General features: G+C 58.8%; 16 protein-coding genes, 1 riboswitch and 1 other annotated feature. Of the genes, 12 read left to right on the top strand and 4 right to left on the bottom strand.

Translation table 11 applies throughout. The annotated features are described in order from the left end of the window. The first annotated feature begins 2 nt into the window (after positions 1–2). A riboswitch (TPP riboswitch) is annotated at positions 3–95 on the top strand. Positions 96–196: 101 nt separating this feature from the next. Continuing rightward, complete coding sequence (gene thiT, locus SO058_RS10385) at positions 197–766, top strand: energy-coupled thiamine transporter ThiT (RefSeq protein ID WP_320842930.1); 570 nt, start codon at positions 197–199, stop codon at positions 764–766. 34 nt (positions 767–800) lie between these two features. Here the strand turns inward: thiT and SO058_RS10380 are convergent, their stop codons facing one another. Further along, positions 801–1,016 carry a hypothetical protein gene (locus SO058_RS10380; protein WP_320842929.1) on the bottom strand — a complete coding sequence of 72 codons (216 nt, stop codon included), beginning with the start codon at positions 1,014–1,016 and terminating at the stop codon, positions 801–803. A gap of 84 nt (positions 1,017–1,100) precedes the next feature. Between SO058_RS10380 and rlmD the strand changes: the two genes are divergently transcribed. From rlmD to cysK, 6 genes are all read left to right on the top strand, one after another. Then, positions 1,101–2,477 carry a 23S rRNA (uracil(1939)-C(5))-methyltransferase RlmD gene (gene rlmD / locus SO058_RS10375; RefSeq protein WP_320842928.1) on the top strand — a complete coding sequence of 459 codons (1,377 nt, stop codon included), beginning with the start codon at positions 1,101–1,103 and terminating at the stop codon, positions 2,475–2,477. A 263-nt stretch (positions 2,478–2,740) separates the two neighbouring features. Continuing rightward, positions 2,741–2,962, top strand: coding sequence for a helix-turn-helix domain-containing protein (locus tag SO058_RS10370; protein ID WP_320842927.1), 222 nt, complete (start codon positions 2,741–2,743; stop codon positions 2,960–2,962). Beyond that, the gene (locus SO058_RS10365; protein WP_320842926.1) at positions 2,959–4,815 is read left to right on the top strand and encodes a translation factor GTPase family protein; all 1,857 of its coding nucleotides are present in this window, start codon (positions 2,959–2,961) and stop codon (positions 4,813–4,815) included. The genes SO058_RS10370 and SO058_RS10365 overlap by 4 nt, the downstream gene beginning before the upstream one ends. A 48-nt stretch (positions 4,816–4,863) precedes the next feature. Continuing rightward, positions 4,864–6,144 carry a LysM peptidoglycan-binding domain-containing protein gene (locus SO058_RS10360; protein WP_320842925.1) on the top strand — a complete coding sequence of 427 codons (1,281 nt, stop codon included), beginning with the start codon at positions 4,864–4,866 and terminating at the stop codon, positions 6,142–6,144. A 171-nt stretch (positions 6,145–6,315) separates the two neighbouring features. Beyond that, on the top strand, positions 6,316–7,104 hold the full coding sequence (locus SO058_RS10355; RefSeq protein ID WP_320842924.1) for a CAP domain-containing protein: 789 nt from the start codon (positions 6,316–6,318) through the stop codon (positions 7,102–7,104). Positions 7,105–7,249: 145 nt separating this feature from the next. After that, complete coding sequence (gene cysK / locus SO058_RS10350; protein ID WP_320842923.1) at positions 7,250–8,182, top strand: cysteine synthase A; 933 nt, start codon at positions 7,250–7,252, stop codon at positions 8,180–8,182. Between the two features lie 42 nt (positions 8,183–8,224). On the opposite strand, the gene SO058_RS10345 is transcribed toward cysK, so the two are convergent. From SO058_RS10345 to SO058_RS10335, 3 genes are all read right to left on the bottom strand, one after another. Beyond that, on the bottom strand, positions 8,225–9,607 hold the full coding sequence (locus tag SO058_RS10345) for a copper amine oxidase N-terminal domain-containing protein (protein ID WP_320842922.1): 1,383 nt from the start codon (positions 9,605–9,607) through the stop codon (positions 8,225–8,227). Further along, the gene (locus tag SO058_RS10340; protein ID WP_320842921.1) at positions 9,594–10,157 is read right to left on the bottom strand and encodes an RNA polymerase sigma factor; all 564 of its coding nucleotides are present in this window, start codon (positions 10,155–10,157) and stop codon (positions 9,594–9,596) included. The genes SO058_RS10345 and SO058_RS10340 overlap by 14 nt, the downstream gene beginning before the upstream one ends. 108 nt (positions 10,158–10,265) lie before the next feature. Next, entirely contained in the window at positions 10,266–11,408 is a 1,143-nt protein-coding gene (locus SO058_RS10335; protein ID WP_320842920.1) for a glycoside hydrolase family 3 N-terminal domain-containing protein, read from the bottom strand. A gap of 71 nt (positions 11,409–11,479) precedes the next feature. On the opposite strand from SO058_RS10335, the gene gluQRS reads away from it, so the two are divergent. From gluQRS to SO058_RS10310, 5 genes are all read left to right on the top strand, one after another. Further along, complete coding sequence (gluQRS, locus tag SO058_RS10330; RefSeq protein ID WP_320842919.1) at positions 11,480–12,403, top strand: tRNA glutamyl-Q(34) synthetase GluQRS; 924 nt, start codon at positions 11,480–11,482, stop codon at positions 12,401–12,403. Between the two features lie 110 nt (positions 12,404–12,513). Then, positions 12,514–13,530, top strand: a complete 1,017-nt coding sequence (locus tag SO058_RS10325; protein WP_320842918.1) for an SPFH domain-containing protein — start codon at positions 12,514–12,516, stop codon at positions 13,528–13,530. A 29-nt stretch (positions 13,531–13,559) separates the two neighbouring features. Further along, entirely contained in the window at positions 13,560–13,733 is a 174-nt protein-coding gene (locus SO058_RS10320) for a ribbon-helix-helix domain-containing protein (protein WP_320842917.1), read from the top strand. A gap of 76 nt (positions 13,734–13,809) precedes the next feature. Then, positions 13,810–14,063, top strand: a binding site (T-box leader). 59 nt (positions 14,064–14,122) lie between these two features. After that, on the top strand, positions 14,123–15,580 hold the full coding sequence (locus tag SO058_RS10315; protein ID WP_320842916.1) for an anthranilate synthase component I family protein: 1,458 nt from the start codon (positions 14,123–14,125) through the stop codon (positions 15,578–15,580). Continuing rightward, entirely contained in the window at positions 15,580–16,146 is a 567-nt protein-coding gene (locus SO058_RS10310) for an anthranilate synthase component II (protein WP_320842915.1), read from the top strand. The genes SO058_RS10315 and SO058_RS10310 overlap by 1 nt, the downstream gene beginning before the upstream one ends. Positions 16,147–16,159: the final 13 nt, after the last annotated feature.

The following is a 16,159-nucleotide window of genomic DNA, read 5'->3' as shown; positions in this document are numbered from 1 at the left end:
CTACAACAAGACAGGGGTGCCCCGCGCGGGGCTGAGAAATACCCTAGGAACCTGATCCGGGTCATGCCGGCGGAGGGAGTCAAATACGGGAAGCGCGCCCGCAGAGGCGCGTGGGAATTCGCTTTTGAACGCCTCCGGCATGTAAGCCGGAGGCGTTTTTTGGTCTTGCAAAGGAATCGATTGGGGGAATCTAAAAATGAGTGAAACAAAAAATATGAACCGAATACATATCCTTGTGGAATGTGCGGTCATGGTCGCGGTTGGCTTTGTGCTGATGAGCCTGAAACTGTTTGAATTGCCACAGGGAGGGTCGGTGACGTTCGCATCCATGTTGCCCTTTATCATCATTGCGTTCCGGCACGGAACAAAATGGGGTCTGCTCGCGGGCTTCGCCTGCTCGCTGCTGCAAATGCTGACAGGCTTCTGGGCGCCGCCGGTCGGCACAGCGCTCAACTATGCACTGGTCGTCATTTTAGACTATGTGCTGCCGTTTACGCTCTTGGGCTTGGCAGCGTTGTTTGCAAAGCCTTTCCCGCACCGTGCGCTTGGGATCGCCGGCGGCACGGTGATCGTGTGCATCATCCGGTTCCTGTGTCACTTTGGTTCCGGCGCGCTCATCTGGAGCTATTATGCGCCCGAAGGCACCGGTGCGCTGATTTATTCGGTGGGTTACAACAGCTTTATGCTGCCGGAATCCATTATCACGGTCGTTGTCGCGCTGCTGCTGTATAAAATGATGCCAAAGCTGTTTGGCACCGCTGAATGAGAAAAAGAAAAGCGCCCCGATCGGGGCGCTTTTTTTAATATTGCTCGAAATACCCTTCGCCGCCGTGGGCAAGCGATTTGAGCGCCTGTTCGGCACGCTCGTCCGGATCGCCAGATGTGGACACACTGTCCATCAGGTTTTCCCGTTCCTCGTCGGAAAGCGAGAAGAAACGGTCCATTGCGCGGGTGTTATGGCCCATTTCATGAAGAAATTCAAAGGGGATCTCGCCGGAGACTTCTTTTTTATCCATGTGTCACCGCTCCTTTCAATTGCAGTATGCGCCGCATACATGGTATAATACCAATAAACACTGAAAAAAGGAGCTCGGCATTCTATGGAGCTTTTAAAAAATAAAATTTACCGCGCGCAGATCATCGACTATACGGCAGACGGCACAGGCGTGGCCCGCGTTGGCGGACGGGCGGTGTTCGTTCCGCGCACAGCGGTGGGCGACCAGTGCGATATCCGCATCACAAAGGTGGGGAAAACCGTTGCTTTTGGACGGCTGGAAGAACTGGTCGTGCCGTCGAAGCACCGGATCGAACCGGCATGCCCCAAGGGCGGCGTGTGCGGCGGCTGCTGTTTCCAGCATATCGCGTATGAGGAAGAACTGCGCGCCAAGGAAAAGAAAGTGCGCGATGCGCTCGAACGCATCGGAGGGCAGGATGGCGGCAAGCTCACTGGCATCACAGGCGCGCCCGGCACAGAACGTTACCGCAACAAGGCGCAGTACCCTGTCGGCCAGGATGGGGACGGCAGGGTCATCACCGGGTTTTACCGCCCGCGCAGTCATGATATCGTGCCGATTGAAACGTGCCTGATCCAGTCGGAAACTGCCGATAAAGCCGCTGCCGTTGTGCGCGGCTGGATGCAGGAAAACAGCATTCCGCCATATGTGCCCGGCGTTCAAGGCGGCATGATCCGCCACATTTATGTGCGGGTCGGCGAGGCGAGCGGCGAAGCGCAGGTGACGCTGGTTTCGGCGGCACGGCGTGTGCCCGCGCTCGACCGGCTGGTTGCGGCGCTGCGGGAAACCGTGCCCGGGCTGACCGGCGTGCTGCTGAATATCAATCGGCGGGACGACAATGTCATTTTGGGCGACCGTACGGTCGTTATTTGGGGAGAAATGCAATTAGAGGACCATTTGTGCGGAAATTCATATCTTTTGTCGCCTTATGCGTTCTATCAAGTAAATCATGCACAGACCGAAAACCTATACGCCTGCGCGCTTGCATACGCAGGGCTTACGGGCACGGAAACAGTGCTTGACCTATACTGCGGCGCGGGCACCATCACGCTGACGGCGGCGGCGCAAGCCGCGCGGGTGATCGGCGTGGAAATCGTGCCGGAGGCGGTTGAAAACGCCAAGCAAAACGCGGAGAGGAACGGGGTGCGAAACGTCGAATTTCTCTGCGCGGACGCGGGGAAGACGGCTTCGATGCTTGCAGCACAGGGCGAACGGCCGGACGTGTTGGTGGTCGATCCGCCGCGCAAGGGGCTGGATGAGCTCGCGCGCGATGCTATCATGAAAATGAAGCCGGCGCGTATCGTTTATGTTTCGTGCGATCCGGCGACGCTCGCGCGGGATGTCAAAGAATTGACCGCCGCTGGCTATATGCTGCAAAAAGCGCGGGCGTTTGATATGTTCCCGCGCACGAGCCATGTGGAGACTATTGTACAATTGGATCGGAAAGAAGCGCAGTCCGGTTAACCGGGCTGCGCTTCTTCGCGCTGTTTGTAATGCGGGCAGGCTGGCGTTTCGCTTTCTCGGCGCTTTACGCGCGGATAGACGCAGTGGCCGTCATGTATCCGGTTATAGCGGTAGCCATAACGGACATAGTGGAAGCGGAAATGCTTGCAGGAACCGCAGGTTTGGGAGTTCAATGCTATCACCTCAACAACATAATAACGAGAAACTCGTTATAAGTCAATAGCGAATTTCTCGTTATGCTAAAATGCTTTTGAGGTGATAACATGGTATATGAACATATACGCGCCTTGCGTGAAGATAAAGATTTATCTCAAAAACAGATAGCAAATATGCTGGGAATTGCACAAACTACTTATAGCGGCTATGAAACTGGGGCGCATGATTACCCAAGCGCAGTATTAATTCAATTGGCAGATTTTTATAAAACTTCTGTGGATTATTTGCTAGGCCGTACAAATGACATGACACCACCGAAAAAATTATGAAAACGATCGGAATTTTAGCCCACGCGGACGCGGGCAAGACCACGCTGTCCGAGCAGATATTGTTCCGCACGGGCGCGCGCCGCACGGCAGGGCGCGTCGATGAGGGCAGCGCGCTGCTTGACGCGGACGCGCTCGAACGGCAGCGCGGCATCTCGATTTATCTCGGGCTGGTCTCTTTTACTCATGCAGGGCAGGCGTTCACCCTGCTCGATACGCCGGGACACGCCGATTTCTCTGCAGAAACTGAACGCGCCATCGCGGTCATGGACGCGGCAGTCGTCGTGGTCAGCGCGGTCGAGGGCGTGCAGGCGCAGACCGAAGCCGTGTACCATCTGCTGCGCGAAAGCGGAGTGCCTATCCTGTTTTTCCTCAATAAGACCGACCGTCCGGGTGCGGACGCGGAACGGGTCGTCCGGCAGTTACAGACTGAACTGCGCGCGCCCGTCTGCCTCTATGGGCAGGACGAGCCCTGCGCCGAGTTCCTCGCCGGGCTGGACGATACGCTGCTGGAGCAATATCTGGAGCAGGGAGGCTTTGAGATCGAGCCCACCGCGGCGCGCCTGTTCCGCGAAAACCGTTTTTGTCCCGCGCTGTGCGGCGCGGCCTTGCAGGGCGAGGGCGTGGAGGAACTGCTGGGGGTGCTGGCGGCGTTTGTCCGGGCAAAAGAGCCGGAAGAGCGTACCGTCACACCGTTTCGCATCCGGCACGATGCAGCGGGCGCGCGGTTGACGTTTCTCCGTGTTACGGGCGGCACGCTGGCGGCAAAAGAACTGGTCTGTGGCGAGAAGATCAACGAACTGCGCGTGTACAACGGGGAAAAATATCAAAGCGTGCAGGCCGTCGAGGACGGTGGGGTCTGCGCGGCGGTCGGGCTTTCGCTCGCGCTGCCAGTCTCAGGGCGGGTTCAGCCGGTGCTGACCGTGACCGTTGAAACCGCGGCCGACCGCGAACAAACACGCCGTGCGCTCGAGCTGCTGTCGGACGAGGATCCGCTGCTTGCAGCGCATTGGCGCGAGGATCTGGGCAAATTTCAGGTGCAGGCCATGGGCACGATCCAGTTGGAGGTGCTCCAGCAAGTGCTGCTGACCCGCTTTGGTATCGAGGCGTCGTTCGGCAAGGGCATGCCGCTGTACCGGGAAACGATTGCGGCGCCGGTCGTCGGCTACGGGCATTTCGAGCCGCTGCGGCACTATGCCGAAGTGCATTTGCGGCTCGAGCCCGCGCCGCGCGGCAGCGGCGTCACGTTTGAGAGCGCCTGCCCGGTCGATGTGCTCGCAAAGAACTGGCAAAACCTTGTCCAGCACCACATTTTTGAAAAACAGCACCGCGGCGTGCTGACCTGCTCTCCGCTGACCGACGTGCGTATTACGCTTTTGACAGGGCGCGCGCACGAAAAGCATACCGAGGGCGGCGACTTCCGTGAAGCGACATGGCGAGCGGTGCGGCAGGGACTGGAGCAGGCACAGAATGTGCTGCTGGAGCCGTATTATGCGTTTGAAGCCGTCTGTGCGGCGGACTATGCCGGGCGCGTGCTCGGTTCACTGCAGCGCATGGGCTGTGAATTCACGCCCGCTGACGCGGAGGAGGGCCGCTTTGCTGCGCGCGGGCGCGGCCCGGTGGCCGCGTTCGTGGATTACGCGGTGGACTTTGCCGCGGAAACGGGCGGCACCGGCCGCCTGCGGCTGACATTTGACGGCTATGAGCCTGTCAAAAACCAGGAAGAAGTGGTCGCCGCCATCGGTTATGACCGTGTACGCGATACCGAAAACACGTCCACCTCGATCTTCTGCAAAAAGGGCGCGGGCTACCCGGTCAAGTGGTATGACGTGCCCGGCTGTATCCACTGCAAATAACCTTGCCGCCTTTCTCTGCATAGACTGCCAGAGAAAGGTGGTATCTTTATGGTCATTCATGTCGTGCAGCCGGGGGAATCGCTTTACCGGATTGCACAGCAGTACAACGTGCCCGTGCAGTATCTGATCCAGCAGAATGAGCTTCGCGAGCCAAACCGTTTGACGCCGGGACAGACGATCGTCGTGCCGCAGCCCAGGGAGACCTATACGGTTAAGCGGGGCGATACGCTCGGAAATATCGCTGCGCAGCATGGCACGAGCGTCATGTCGATCTGGCAGAACAACCCGCAGCTTGGCGGCGCCGACCGGATCTATCCGGGGCAATCGCTCGTCCTGTCATTTGAGGGCGATAAGCTGGGCACGCTCGCGGTCAACGGCTATGCGTACCCGAACATCGACCTGCGCGTGCTGCGCCGCACGCTGCCGTATCTGACCTACTTATCGGTGTTTTCCTATGGCTTTGACACGGCGGGGCGCATCATCCCGCAGAACGCCGACCTGCTGACCAAAATGGCGCGGCAGTATCAGGTAAAACCGCTTTTGGTGCTTACGACGCTCGGCGAGGACGGGCAATTCTCCGGCGAGCGTGCGCACGCGCTGCTCCGGAATCCGGCGGCGCGGCAGACGCTGATGGAAAGCCTGCTGCAAACGCTGCAAGGCCACGGGTTTGCAGGTGTGGACGTGGATTTTGAGTACATCCCGCCGGAGGACGCGGAAGCCTACGCTTCTTTCATCAGCGAACTGCGCGCAAAGCTGACCCCTGAGGGGCTGACCGTAATGGTGGCGCTTGCACCCAAAACCTCGGCTTTGCAGCGCGGCCTGCTGTATGAGGCGCACGATTACCGGGCGCTTGGCATGGCGGCGGACGACGTGCTGTTGATGACGTATGAATGGGGCTATACCCTATCCGCGCCAATGGCGGTCGCGCCGGTCGATAAGGTGGCGCAAGTGCTGAATTTTGCGGTCTCGGTCGTCCCGGCTGACAAGATTTTTATGGGCATTCCCAATTATGGGTATGACTGGACGCTGCCGTATGTACAGGGGCAGTCGCGCGCACGAAGCCTTGGCAATGTGCAGGCGGTCGAACAGGCGATTCAGGTGGGCGCGCCTATCCAGTTTGATGAGACTGCGCAGACGCCGCATTACAATTATTGGCGCGAGCGCGCCGAACACGAGGTATGGTTCGAGGATGCGCGGAGCATCCGCGCCAAGCTCGCGCTCGCAAGCGAGTTCGGCCTGCGCGGCGTCAGCATCTGGAACATCATGCGGTATTTTCCGCAGCTTTGGCTGGTGCTGAACCAGCTCTACAACATCCAGAAGCTCGATTAAATATTGCAAACCCGGCCGGAATGTGGTAACTCCGGCCGGGTTTTTCTGTATCTTGGGCGGGGAGGCGGGTATTTCCATTGCAAAACGGTTACAAACGGTGCTATCATTCGGTACGTGGAGCAAAACAAACCAGTTTTGCCGTCAAACGAATACCAAGGAGGTTTTTAAGCTATGAAGAAGATGATTCCGATCGCGCTGGCGCTGACCGTCGCCGCGACCTCGACCGCAGGGGCGGCGTTCCGCCCGAACGTGAACCGCCAGAATGTGCAGGTGATTGTATCACAGGCACAGCAGCAGATCGTACAGAAGCTGTGTGAGCAGTACGGTTTCACGCTTTGCGGACAGCAGCAGAACTGCCCGGTTATCAAGCCTGAAACCAAGCCTGAGAATAAACCGGACCAAAAGCCGGATACAAAACCTGAGCAGAAGCCGGACGTTAAACCGGAAGAGAAGCCCGAGCAGAAGCCGGATGTCAAGCCTGAGGAAAAACCCGAGCAGACCCCGGATACAAAGCCCGAGGAAAAGCCCGAGCAGACTCCGGACGAAAAGCCGGAGGACAAGCCGAACACGGACAACGGCACGTCGCAGAGCAGCTATGCGGCCGAGGTCGTCCGGCTGGTGAACGCCGAGCGCGCCAAGAACGGCCTGTCTGCGCTGACGGTATCAGGCAGCGTACAAGCGGCGGCGCAGACCCGCGCGGGTGAACTCAAGCAGTCGTTCTCGCATACGCGCCCGAATGGCTCTACGGCCTTTACCGCACTTTCCGAGGCTGGCGTGAACTATCGCGGCGCGGGTGAAAATATCGCCTATGGCCAGCGAACCCCGGCGGCGGTCATGCAGGATTGGATGAACTCGCCCGGACATCGCGCGAACATCCTGAAAGCCGAGTTTACGACGATCGGCGTCGGATATACGGTTGTGAACGGCACGCCGTACTGGACGCAGATGTTTACTTATTAAATTAAGATATCGCTAAAACCCTCCCTTTTGGGAGGGTTTTTCTTTTTATAAAATAGGGCTTGACAAATGTGAAAACATGCCGTATGCTTAATTCATATAAAACACCTATGAATTATGTGAAATGAATGAAAGGCGGTTACCCAACATGTCTGATATCAAGAGAAGTTTTGCAGACCTCATCGGAGGCACTCCGCTGTATGCGGCGGAAAAGCTGGCGCAGAAGCACGGTGCGAAAGCCGAGATTCTGGCAAAGCTTGAATATTTCAATCCGGCGGGCTCGGTTAAGGACCGTGTGGCAAATGCGATGATCGCGGATGCAGAACAGCGCGGCGCGCTGAAGCCGGGCGCGACCATTATCGAGCCCACGAGTGGCAATACGGGCATCGGCCTCGCGGCAGTCGCGGCAAGCAAGGGCTACCGTATTATCCTGACGATGCCGGAGACCATGTCGGTCGAGCGCCGCAACATGCTCAAAGCCTATGGCGCGGAGCTTGTGCTGACCGACGGCGCCAAGGGCATGACGGGCGCGATCGCCAAAGCGGAGGAACTGCAAAAGGAGATCCCGAACAGCTTTATCCCCGGACAGTTTGACAACAGCGCGAACCCGGCCGCGCACCGCGCCACGACCGGGCCGGAGATCTGGGAGCAATCCGGCGGCAAGGTGGACATTTTTGTTTCAGGCATCGGTACGGGCGGCACGATCACGGGCGCGGGCGGATATCTTAAGGAAAAGAACCCGGATATCAAAATCGTCGCGGTCGAGCCGGCGGATTCGCCCGTGCTGTCGGGCGGCAAGCCCGGCCCGCATAAGATCCAGGGCATCGGCGCGGGCTTTGTGCCGAGCGTGCTGGATACCAAGGTGTACGACGAGATCATCCAGGTCACAAACGAGAATTCGTTTGCCACCGCGCGCGATTTCACGCACAGCGAGGGCCTGTTCGTCGGCGTTTCGTCGGGCGCGGCGCTGTGGGCGGCGCTCGAGTTGGCTGGGCGTCCGGAAAACGCGGGCAAGACCATCGTCGTCCTGCTGCCCGACACGGGCGACCGCTACCTGTCGACCCCGTTGGTCGGTGAATGAGGAAAAAAGAAAGAGCTGTGCTTGATGCACAGCTCTTTTGCTTTACGGGACGACATACCAGATGGTCGAATCGCCGTCCTCCGCGTGGAAATAATCGAAGCCCGCGTTTCGCAGGCGGTAGCTGATCACTGAAATATCAAGGCCGTTTTCCAGCGCGTTGCTTTCAACATACATCGTGCCGCCGATGACCTTAGCAGCCATCGAGCTGTATTTCCCGTCTACACGTTTTCCATCGCGCGTAACGCCGGTGCTGCCGTCGGTCAGCACGCAGGTCACGCCGCGGTAAACGACGGACGCGCTCTGCGTTTTGGAATCCCACGTGACCGTTCCGCCTAGGCGTTCGATGAGCGGGCGGAGCGGCGTACCGAGGAATTCCTTGCCGTCAATGTCGATGCGGATGGTCGGCATCTCGATCGGACGGATATCATACGGCATCGGATAGGCGGCGCCGGCGCGGCCGTCGACAAAGTATTCCGTGCCATCAACCACGATTCCTTCGAGGCTGGCGGGATCACAGACTGGGCTGAAATAGCCGGTGCTGACGCCACTGCTTTCGTCACCACCGCTCCGATGCTCCAGGCCGAACTGTCCTACGGTTTTCATTGTGCCGTCTTTCATCGCGAAGCAGAGGAAGTCCTCCGGCTCAAACCAGCCGTCGAATTCCGGCAGATACGTGCAGGTATAATGGAGCTGGTAGGTCATGGCAGTCAGCTCGAGGGAATGCAGGGTATACCGCGCGCCGTCCGGCGTTTCGAGCTTTGCGTTTTTCAGATCGACTTTAACAGGCTGCAGGCTGTCCGTGCGCGGTACGGTGATCACCTCCGCGCTTCCGCGCAGATGCAGTGTGACCGGGCCTGCGTAATCTGAGGTGCTGAGCGAATAAAACCGCTGCTCGGGCGTGTCCTGCTCCGGGAAAGCGCCCATTGAATAGCTGATTACCTCATCCGAGGATTTATAGCTGGCGGATACTGCGCAGTCAATCCCTTCCACATAGTTTTCATCATACAGCAGGGTCTTGCCCTGATCGGTCAGCGCGGTCAGCGAGTACACAACAAAGGTCATGTTGCTGTCCGCGAGCGACTGCTCGAGCGTCAAGCGGATATCGCCGTTGTCGATGGACTGCTTTTCGGTGTTGACCTCGAGATCACCCGTCCCGCCCTCAAACCATGCTTTCCAGAAGTCCGCCTGATAAGCCGCGACCGAGGCCGTGATCAGACTCGCCGCGATAAGCGCCGCGGCCACGCCTTTTTTGAATAGCTGCTTCATATGCCGTCTCCTTTCGGCGGGATCCTCGTCGAGCGCGTCGTTGACGCGCCGGCGGAGACCGCGGGAGGAGAGATCCGGCTCATCTTTGGGAAGCGGCTCGGCCAGCAGGGAATCTAGTTCGATTGGGTCGAGCTCGTCAAACAGCTCAGAGATACGCATAGCCGTCCACCTCCTTTGTGAGTTTGTCCCGGAGCTTTGAGCGGCCGCGCGCCAAGCGTGCCTTAACCGTCGATTCGTTCATATCGAGCGTTTCGGCGATCTCGCGCACGGTTTGCCGGTAGTAGTAGAAACGGACGAAGATTTCGCAGTCGTCCGCCGCCAGTTCCTCCAGTACCGCGCGAAGCGTCTGCGCTTGTTCGCGCCGCAATACGGTCTGCTCCGGCCCCTGCGCTTCGTCCGCGGCCAGCAGGTCGCCTTCGGGCAGGGGCTCGGCCGGACGCGATTTGCGCAGGCGGTCGACCGACAAATTGCGCGCGATGGCGGAAAGATAGCTTTTGAACCCGCCGCGCGTTTCGTCCAGCCGTTCGGATACGCGCCAGAGCGCGAGAAACGAATCGGAAACGATCTCCTCCAGGTCCTCCCGCGTTGCGCGGGATCCCAATACACTGCGGGCGACGGCGCCGACATAGCCGCTGTACCGGTCGATCGCCCGATCCAAAGCGCCGCGCTGCTTGCGCTTCAAATCGCGCACAAGCTTTGCTTCATTCATACCGGCCGCCGCCCCCCTTTCTGTTGCCGCACAGGCTTTGCGCATTTGCCTATACACTATCCATTACGCAGGACGCGGCCGATTGGTTGCAGCGGTTTCAAAAAAAGTTTACAGCAGCCCCAAAACCATTTTCCAGCGCACGACGCGCACGGCGGACTCGCGGATCTGCTCCTTGGAGAGCGAGCCGCTGTACACCGCGTCCAGCACAGCCTGATACTGCGTGACGAAATCGCTGGAGATCAGCATATCGTTTCCGGCCTGCACAGCGAGCACGGCGGCGTCCGCCCCGTCGGTATATTCGGTGATCGCGTCCATGATGAGGTCGTCGGTCATCACCACGCCCTGATAGCCCAGCTCGCCGCGCAGAAGCTCATGCACGGCGGGGGAGAGCGAGGCCGGCAGGTCGGGGTCGACCGCGGTCATGATATTATGGCAGACCAGCACCGACCCCGCGCCCGCGCCGAAGCCCGCCTGAAACGGCTTAAAATCGTTTTCGCGGAACGTTTCGAGCGGTCGGTCATCGACCGCGATACCGGTATGCGTATCGATATTGTTCCCGTAGCCGGGGAAGTGCTTGAGTACCGCGCCCATGTTGTCCTCCGACATCTGGATGACGACTGCGCGGACATACTCGCTGGTCGAAGCCGCATCCTGCCCGAACGAGCGGTCGAAAATGAAGTCGCCCGCGTCGGTCGATACGTCGCACACGGGCGCGAGGTTGACGTTGACGCCGATGCTGCTGAGCAGTTCATCCTTTTCCTTGGTATCGCTGACAACAAGTTCCATACCGCCCTCGGCATATAGGCTTTGCGGGGAATGGAATTTGGCCGCGCGGAAATTCGGGTTGGAGCTGACGCGCACGACCGTTCCGCCCTCCTCGTCCACGCCGATCAGCATGGGCGTTTTAGCGGCGGCCTGATAGGAGGCGATGGTTTCCCGCACGGAATCGGGCGTTTGCCCCTCAAAATCGCGGCCGAACAAAATATATCCGCCGATGTTGTACTGACCAGCGAGCGCGGCCGCGTCTGTTTCGGGGCAGCGCGCAAAAAACATCTGCGCGATCTGCTCCTCGAGCGTCAGGTCATCCACGTAGGTTTCTGCCGGGTCGGGCGTGGGTTCGGCGGGCGGCTCTTCAGGCGCCGTTTGCGGCGCGGAATCAGAAGGCGCATCCGGTAACGCCGCCGGCTGCTTGCCGCATGCCGAGGCGGTAAGCAGGCACGCAAACAGCAGGCAGACGATTCTTTTTTTCATGGAAAGTTCTCCCCTTTCGTTGTCTTTTATAGTATACTATAAGCGAACGCCAATGAAAAGGAGTGTTTGGCATGGGAAACGCGGCGGTCGGACGGTTTGCGCCCAGCCCGAGCGGGCGCATGCATCTGGGCAACGTGCTGTGTGCGCTGCTGGCGTGGTTGAGCGCGCGGAAGCAGGGTGGGCGGTACCTGCTGCGCATTGAGGATCTGGATGAGATGCGCTGTCCCCGCAGTTTTGCAGGGCTGATACTGGACGATCTGCGGTGGCTCGGCCTCGACTGGGACGGGGAAGTACCCTACCAGTCTGAGCGCACAGCGTTGTATGAACGATATGAGGCGGTTTTACGTGAAATAGGGCTGCTGTATCCGTGCTTTTGCTCGCGCGCGGCATTGCACGCGGCCTCCGCGCCGCACCTGTCAGACGGCCGGGTGGTTTATGCGGGCACATGCCGGGATCTTACGCCGGACGAAGCAGCCGAAAAGAAAAAGGTTCGCGCGCCCGCCACACGTCTGCGCGTTCCAGATGAGGAAATCGTGTTCACGGACGGTGTGTTCGGAGCGTACCGGGAAAATCTCGCACGGGAGTGCGGTGATTTTATCATCCGCCGGTCGGATGGGGTGTTTGCGTATCAGCTCGCGGTCGTGGTGGACGACGCGCTTTCGGGCGTAACCGAGGTGGTGCGCGGCAGCGATCTTCTTTCGTCCACGCCGCGGCAAATCTGGCTTCACCGGCTTTTGGGATTTACGCCGCCGGATTATATCCATATCCCGCTGCTGTGCGGGCATGACGGCAGGCGGCTCTCCAAACGGGATGAGGATCTTGATCTGGGCCTTTTGCGGGAGCGCTTTTCCCCGGAGCGAATTGTTGGCGCGCTGGCGTGCGCCGCCGGACTGACGGACAGGCCGGAGCCGGTTCCGGCGCGCGAATTGATCGGCGGTTTTTCGTGGGATCGTGTGCCGCGGCACGATTTGCTACTGCCGGACATTTTTCAATAGCACAGACGCTCCGGGAGGGGCGTTCTTTTTTTCAAAAATAGTTGTTGACAAAGGGGTAGGGAGGATGTATTATGATGATATCAAATTGATATGAATGTGAGGGATAAATCATGGAGAAGAACGAAGTGCTGTATCAGGAGAGACTCCTGAAAGCGCCAAACGGCCTGGCGGTGCTGATGCTGAATATTCTGCTGATGATCGCGGCGGTGGCGGGCATCGTCTGGGGCGCTTTTTTAGTCGACGGCGGGCAGACGGTCGGATTGGGCGTTGCATTGCTAGTGGTATGCATTTTCTATTGGTGCCTGCCGTGCTGGCTGCTGTTTGCGGGCGTTAAGGTATTAAAACCCAACGAAGCGCTGGTGCTGACGCTGTTCGGTAAGTACGTCGGCACGCTCAAGGGCGAGGGCATCTTTTTTGTCAACCCGTTCTGTTCGGCGGTAAACCCGGCGGCCGAGGTAGCAAACGCTGTTGCAAGCGACGCGGTTGCACGTGAGGAAAAGGGTGCGGCCAGCAAAGCGATGAAGGTTGCTGCAATGGGCAAAAAGCTGTCGCTCAAAACCATGACGCTCAACAACGACAAGCAGAAGATCAACGATCTTCTCGGCAATCCCATCATCATCGGCATCGCGGTCATTTGGCGCATCGAGGATACGGCTAAGGCCGTGTTTGCGGTCGATAACTACCGCGAGTTCCTATCCATCCAGAGCGACGCGGCGCTGCGAAACACTGTGCGCTTGTACCCATATGACGTATCCGAGTCAGGCGACGAAAAGAGCCTGCGCGGATCTTCGCAGGAGATCGCGGCAGTGCTGGCCGAGGAGATCCAGCAGCGTGTTTCGTGCGCTGGTCTGAAAATTGAGGAAGCGCGCATCACGACGCTGGCCTACGCTCCCGAAATCGCGGCGGCCATGCTGCAGCGCCAGCAGGCGTCTGCGGTGATCGACGCGCGCAAGATGATTGTCGAAGGCGCGGTCGGCATGGTGGAGATGGCGCTCGGCCAGCTTTCGGAAAAAGAGGTGTGCGAGCTCGACGACGAACGCCGCGCGCAGATGGTGTCCAACCTGATGGTCGTGCTTTGCGCGAATAAGGAAGCGCAACCTATTGTAAACTCGGGCAGTATCTATTAAAATAAGAAAAAGAAAGGAGGCGGAGCGCCATGGCGGACAAGGAAAAAGCAAAAAAGCAGGTGCCGCTGCGGCTTTCCGCCTCTCTGTATGATGAGATCGCCCGTTGGGCCGAGGATGATTTCCGCTCGGTCAACGGGCAGATCGAATTTTTGTTGACGGAAGCTGTCAAAAAGCGCAAAAAGGGCCGCGTGAAAGATGAGTGATTCTCATTGCGAGAAAAATTACAAAAGAAACATCTTGACAAATTCTTAAACACGGCATATACTACCAACAGAACAAGAAAAACCGCAGAGCAAGAGTAAGTAAGAACGAGCACCGCGCGTTCAGAGAGCCGTCCGGCTGGTGAGAGGATGGCCGCGAAAGACGTTCCGAATGGACTTGTGAGGGCAGCCCGAAATCCGGCTTTCCGGGAAGTAGGCGCTGACGGGGTTCCCGCCGTTACCAAGGGAGGGCGCGTGTTAGCGTGCTGCAGAGCGGGCGTTTTTCGCGCCAATTTGGGTGGTACCGCAGAAGTTTCGGCTTTTGTCCCATGATGAATGTTTCATCGTGAGGGCAAGAGCTTTTTTTTGTTGCTTTTTTGGAGGGAATACATATGATAACGCCAGATACGGACACGATTTTATCGCTTTCCAAAGCCTATCCGGTCATTCCGGTCAGCCGTGAGGTATATGCCGACGGGACGACCCCGATCCGGCTGCTTCGCCGGCTGCAAGCCAAGTCGAGCCGGTTTTTCCTGCTCGAAAGCGTCGAGGGCGGCGAAAAATGGGCGCGGTATTCCTTTCTGGGATTTGACCCGGTTCTGCGTGCCACCTGCAAAAACGACAGAGTGACGCTCGAAGGTGCGGAAAACCGCACGGTGGAGACCAAAAAGCCGCTGGACGTGCTGCGCGAGGTGCTCGCGCGGTACCATTCGCCGCGTATCGAGGGTCTGCCGCCGTTCACGGGCGGGTTTGTCGGCTATTTCGCCTACGCGATGCTCGAATACGCCGAGCCGTCGCTTTCCATCAAGCGGAACGGCTGGGATGATTTCGACCTGATGCTTTTCGATAAGGTGATCGTGTTCGATCATCTCAAACAGAAGATCGTGCTCATCGTCAACATGAAGACAGATAACGTGCTTGAAAATTACGGCAGAGCGTGCGCCGAGTTGGAAGCCATGGCCGCGCTTGTCTCGGACCAAAGCACGCTGCCGCCGCTGAAAGCGGACGAAAACCCGCAGTTCACCTGCAATATGACCGAGGCACAGTATGCGGACATTGTGGAGAAAACGCGGACGCATATTTACGACGGCGATATTTTCCAGGCCGTGCAGTCGCGGCAGTTCACCGCGCCGTATGAAAGCAGCCTGCTTTCTGCTTACCGCGTGCTGCGCACGACCAACCCCTCTCCGTACATGGTGTTTTTTTCGGCGGACGGGGATGAAATCATGTGTTCGTCTCCCGAAACGCTGGTGCGCTTGCAGGATGGCAAGCTGACGACTTTCCCGGTCGCGGGCTCGCGCCCGCGTGGCACGACGCCCGCCGAGGATAAGGCGCTGGAGGAAGAATTGCTGCAAGACGAAAAGGAATTGAGCGAGCACAACATGCTGGTCGATCTCGGACGGAACGACTTGGGGCGCGTCTCTAAGGTCGGCTCGGTCGGGGTAACCGAATATATGATGATCCACCGTTACTCCAAGATCATGCACATCTGCTCGCAGGTGGAGGGCGACATCCGCAAGGACTGCGACGCGCTATCCGCCATTGAGGCGGTGCTGCCTGCGGGCACGCTGTCTGGCGCGCCTAAAATCCGGGCGGGTGAGATCATCGAGGAGCTGGAGCCTTCGCCGCGCGGTGTGTACGGCGGCGCGCTCGGCTATCTCGATTTGGCGGGAAACATGGACACCTGCATCGCCATCCGCATGGCGGCTAGGAAGAACGGCGCGGTGACTGTGCAGGCGGGCGGCGGCATCGTGGCAGATTCGGTGCCTGCGACCGAATATCAGGAGAGCGCGAACAAAGCGCGCGCCGTGATCGATGCGATTGAGCGCGCCTCGGAGGTGGACGGCTGATGGTACTTTTGATTGATAACTATGACAGCTTTTCCTACAACCTGTACCAGCAGGCGGCTGCTGTCGAGCCGGATATCCGCGTGGCGCGCAACGACACGCTGACCATCGGGCAGATCGATGGGCTGAACCCCTCGCACATCCTGCTCTCGCCCGGGCCGGGATATCCGAAAGACGCGGGTATTTGTGAGGAGATCGTCCGGAAACTGGGCGGCTTTATCCCGATTTTGGGCGTGTGCCTCGGACACCAGGCGGTCTGCGAGGCCTATGGAGCGGAGATCGTGCACGCGGAGCGGCTGATGCACGGTAAGGCCAGTCTGCTTCGGGTGAACAACACCGACCCGCTGTTTACCGGGCTGCCGGGAACGATCACCGCTGCGCGGTATCATTCGCTGGCCGCGAAGGTGGATACGCTGCCCGCCTGTCTGCGTGTGCTGGCGGAGGACGAAGGTGGCGCAGTCATGGCCGTGCGGCACCGCGAAAAGCCTGTTTACGGCGTGCAGTTCCACCCCGAATCTATCCTGACGCCGCAGGGCGGTGTGATCTTGCGAAACTTTTTGAGCCTTTGAGGAGGAAACATAT

This window comes from Agathobaculum sp. (assembly GCF_034098985.1).
GTDB lineage: Bacteria > Bacillota > Clostridia > Oscillospirales > Butyricicoccaceae > Agathobaculum.
This window is presented reverse-complemented; position numbering and strand designations above follow the sequence as displayed.